The organism is Kitasatospora sp. NPDC091257 (genome assembly GCF_044757675.1).
GTDB lineage: Bacteria > Actinomycetota > Actinomycetes > Streptomycetales > Streptomycetaceae > Kitasatospora > Kitasatospora lactacystinica.
Genome location: NZ_JBIVVI010001054.1, coordinates 1 through 3,236 on the forward strand (window position 1 = coordinate 1; position 3,236 = coordinate 3,236).

At 74.2% G+C, this 3,236-nt stretch carries 3 protein-coding genes; all 3 read right to left on the reverse strand.

The annotated features are described in order from the left end of the window. Positions 1 to 30 precede the first annotated feature (30 nt). A complete protein-coding gene (locus ACIQOV_RS34200) occupies positions 31 to 2,178 on the reverse strand; it encodes an acetoacetate--CoA ligase (RefSeq protein WP_401054686.1) in 2,148 nt (715 codons plus the stop codon). 68 nt (positions 2,179 to 2,246) lie between these two features. Further along, positions 2,247 to 2,801, reverse strand: coding sequence for an NUDIX domain-containing protein (locus ACIQOV_RS34205; RefSeq protein ID WP_401054688.1), 555 nt, complete (start codon positions 2,799 to 2,801; stop codon positions 2,247 to 2,249). 51 nt (positions 2,802 to 2,852) lie between these two features. Beyond that, a partial coding sequence (locus tag ACIQOV_RS34210; RefSeq protein WP_401054690.1) for an NrtR DNA-binding winged helix domain-containing protein occupies positions 2,853 to 3,236 on the reverse strand: 384 nt, incomplete at its 5' end.

Here is a 3,236-nt window from a genome sequence, read left to right on the forward strand (position 1 = left end):
GGGCGCCCCTCTCGTCCGTCCCGGGGCCGGTCAGGCCCGGCGGTCGAGGCGGAGCTGCTCGAAGAAGCGCAGGTGCTCGATGCGGTCGACGGAGCCGGGGTTGACGGCCTGCTCCAGCGGGGTGCCGGAGAGGATGCGCTTGACCGGGACCTCGATCCGCTTGCCGGTGAGGGTGTGCGGGAGGCCGTCGACGGCGATGACCTCGTCGGGCACGTGGCGCGGGGAGAGTTCGGTGCGCAGCGCGGTGCGGATGCGGCCGACCAGGTCGTCGTTCAGTTCCGCGCCGGGGGCGAGGACGACGAACAGCGGCATCCAGTAGCCGCCGTCGGGCTCCTCCAGGCCGATGACCAGGGACTCGGCGATCTCGGGGAGGCGCTCGACGACCTCGTAGATGTCCGAGGAGCCCATCCGGACGCCCTGGCGGTTGAGGGTGGAGTCGGAGCGGCCGTGGATGACGACGGTGCCCCGGGAGGTGACGGTGATCCAGTCGCCGTGGCGCCAGATGCCCGGGTACATGTCGAAGTAGCTGTCGTGGAAGCGGGTGCCCTTGTCGTCGTTCCAGAAGCCGGTGGGCATGGACGGGAGGGGCTTGGTGACGACGAGTTCGCCGACGGTGTCGATGTGCGGGTGGCCCTGGACGTCCCAGGACTCGACGGCGGCGCCGAGGCAGGGGGCCTGGATCTCGCCGAGGTGGACCGGCAGGGTCGGGACGCCGCCGACGAAGCAGGAGCAGACGTCGGTGCCGCCGCTGACCGAGGCGAGCCAGACGTCCTCACTGACCTCGTCGTAGATCCAGCGGAAGCCGTCGGGCGGGAGCGGGGAGCCGGTGGTGCCGATGCAGCGGACGGCGGAGAGGTCGAGCTCGCGGCCGGGGTGGAGTTCGGCCTTGCGGCTGGCGCCGATGTAGGCGGCGGAGGTGCCGAAGACGGTGGTGCCGGTGCGGGCGGCGACCGACCACAGGGCGCCGGCGTCGGGGTGGCCGGGGCTGCCGTCGTAGGTGACGATCGTGGATCCGACCAGGAGGCCGGCGACCAGGAAGTTCCACATCATCCAGCCGGTCGAGGTGAACCAGAAGAAGCGGTCCTGCGGGGCGAGGCCGAGGTGGAGGCCGACCTGCTTGAGGTGCTCGACCAGGATGCCGCCCTGGCTCTGGACGATCGGCTTGGGCAGGCCGGTGGTGCCGGAGGAGTAGAGCACCCAGAGCGGGTGGTCGAACGGGAGCTGGGCGAACTCCGCTTCGCCGTCGGCTCCCGGGGCCCGGTCGGAGACCAGGTCGGCCCAGTCGAGGGCGCCTTCGGGGGCCGGGCCGCCGAGCAGCGGGACGTGGACGACGGTGCGCAGTGAGGGCAGTTCGCGGCGCAGCTCGGCGACGACGTCGGTGCGGTCGTGGGCCTTGCCTCCGTAGTGGTAGCCGTCGACGGCGATCAGGACGTCCGGTTCGAGCTGCTGGAAGCGGTCGAGCACGCTGCGGGCGCCGAAGTCGGGGGCGCAGGAGGTCCAGACGGCGCCGACGGCGTTGGTGGCGAGGAGCGCGACGACGGCCTGCGGGATGTTGGGCAGGTAGGCGGCGACCCGGTCGTGGGGGCCGATTCCCTGGGCGCGCAGGGCCGCGGCGAGGGAGAGGACCTGGCGGCGCAGTTCGGCCCAGGTGGTCGGGACCGGGTCGCCGCTCGTCTCGTCGACGTGGAGGATGGCGGGCCGGTCGGCGTTGGCCGGGTCCTCGGAGTGGCGCAGGACGTGCTCGGCGTAGTTCAGGCGGGCGCCGGGGAACCACTGGGAGCCGGTGCGGGTCTCGTCGGCGAGGAAGGCGTCGGGCATCCGGGGGTCGGCGAGGACGGCGTCGGGGGCCTGGGTGAAGCGGACGTCGAACCACTGGGTGATCGCGGTCCAGAACCGGTCGAGGTCCTCGGTGGACCAGGCGTGCAGGTCGGCGTAGAGCTGGGCGGCCTGCTGGTCGTCGTCGGCCGGGGCGAGCGGGGCGGCCGGGGCGCCGTGGTGCTCGGCCGCCCAGGCCTGGAAGGCCACCAGGGGGGTGGCGGCGGCGCGAGCGGGGTTGGGGCGCCAGAGCGGCTGGTCCTGCGGTGGGGTGCTCACGGTGGTGGTCTCCCGGCCGGTGGTGGGGACGGGAGGGCTCGTGGCAGACCCGTCCGGTTGGGCTGTCGGTGCAGACCATGCCATGTGATCGGCCGCCGCGCCAGGGTCGGCCGGTGGGGGCCGGGGGCCCGCGCCGCAGGGCGGGCCCGGGGTCAGCGGGGGGTGAACTCGCCGCTGAACCAGCGGCGCAGGACACCCTTGTGGAAGTCCCAGACGAGCGCGGTGTCGGCGGTGGCGAGCAGCCAGCCGTCGGTCTCGTCGGTGGGGCGCGAGGGCGGGAGCTCGGCGAGCGGGCGGGCCGGGAGCAGACCGCAGAGCACGACGAAGCGGCCGGCGGGGTCGGAGGCGGTGTGGATCAGGGTGACGTCGGCCGGGTCGGCGGTGATGCCGGTCTCCTCGTGCAGTTCGCGCACGCAGGCCTGCTGCCAGCTCTCGCCGTAGTCCATGTAGCCGCCGGGGAAGGCGAGTTCGCCGTGGCCGGGCTCGATGGTGCGGCGGATGACGACCAGGGCCGGGTCGGCGTCGGGGCGGGTGACGGGGAGGACGGTGACCGCGACGGGCAGCGGGTTGCGGTAGCTGATCTCGGCGCAGCCGGGGCAGGTGCGGGGCCAGAGGCGGGTGCCGGGCGGGTAGGGCGTGCCGCAGAAGTGGCAGTGCGAGAACGGCCGGTGGGCTTCGGCGGCGGTCGTCGCTTCGTCAGTGGTCATGGCCGGATGGTAGCCCGGTCGGTCGACGGCGTTGCCGTGGGCCGCCGGACCTCAGGGGGCGCCGGCGGCGCCGGCCGGGTCGTCGCGGGTGGGGCGGAGCAGCGCGGGGTGCAGCAGGCGGGCGTCGCCGGCGTGGTAGGTGCGGGCGCGGGGGCCGCCGCGGGCGCCGCCGCGCTCGGTGGTGGCGCCGGTGCTCTCGACGAAGCCGGGCACGGACAGCACCTTGCGGTGGAAGTTGCCGGGGTGGAGCTTCTCGTCCCAGACCGCCTCGTAGACGGCGCGGAGGTCGGGGATGGTGAAGTCGTACGGCAGGAAGGCGGTGGCCAGCGGGCTGTACTCCAGCTTGGCGCGCACCCGGTCGAGGCCGTCGGAGAGGATGCGGGCGTGGTCGAAGGCCAGCGTGACCGGGCCGGGGCCGGGGCGCCCGTCGACACC